The sequence below is a fragment of the Streptomyces marokkonensis genome, assembly GCF_039539045.1.
In the GTDB taxonomy this organism is placed as follows: Bacteria; Actinomycetota; Actinomycetes; order Streptomycetales; family Streptomycetaceae; genus Streptomyces; species Streptomyces marokkonensis.
In genome coordinates this window covers 1-853 of the sequence record NZ_BAABCQ010000398.1, presented here as the reverse complement: position 1 = coordinate 853, position 853 = coordinate 1, and the positions used below count along the sequence as shown (strand labels likewise).

The window sequence follows — 853 nt, the reverse complement described above, 5'->3', positions numbered from 1 at the left end:
CGGGTGCGGGTGCGGGTGCGGGTCGTCGTCTGGTGGTGGTGACGCGTGGTGCTGTGGGTGTGGATGCCGGGTGGGGTGCGGTTGATCCGGTGGGTGCTGCGGTGTGGGGGCTGGTGCGGTCGGCGCAGGTGGAGAATCCGGGCCGGATCGTGTTGCTGGACGTTGCGGGTGATGAGCCGGTGCCTGTGGGGGGAGGTCTGGCCGGGGTGTTGGCTCTGGGTGAGTCGGAGGTGGCGGTGCGGTCGGGTGGGGTGTGGGTGCCGCGTCTGGTGCGCCTGCCGGCGCAGGCGGCGGCCTCGTCGTCCGGGAGTGTCTTCCGTGAGGGTGGGACTGTGCTGGTCACGGGTGGTACTGGAACGTTGGGTGCGGTGGTGGCCCGGCATTTGGTGGGCGTTCATGGTGTGCGGAGTCTTGTGCTGGTGAGTCGGCGTGGGTTGGGGGCGTCGGGCGCTGCGGAGTTGAAGGCGGAGTTGGAGGGTGCGGGTGCGTTGGTGAGGGTCGTGGCGTGTGATGTCGGTGACTCTGCCGCGTTGGCTGGTCTGTTGGCGGGGGTGCCGGAGGATGCGCCGCTGTCGGGTGTGGTGCACACGGCGGGTGTTTTGGACGACGGTGTCTTCGGTGGGTTGTCGCCGGAGCGGTTGGCGTCGGTGTTCCGTCCGAAGGTGGATGCGGCGCTGGCCTTGCACGAGGCCACTCGGGGTCTGGATCTGGATGCGTTCATTCTGTATTCCTCTGCGTCGGGTGTGCTTGGTGGTCCGGGTCAGGGCAACTACTCGGCGGCCAATGCTTTCCTGGATGCTTTTGCGCAGTGGCGTCGGACGCAGGGTCTGCCCGCCGTCTCGCTGGCCTGGGG

At 68.6% G+C, this 853-nt stretch carries 1 protein-coding gene; it reads left to right on the top strand.

Annotation, left to right across the window (positions count from 1 at the left end):
• Nucleotides 1-853: beta-ketoacyl reductase (locus ABEA26_RS36085; protein WP_345598311.1), on the top strand; the 853-nt coding region annotated here is incomplete at both ends.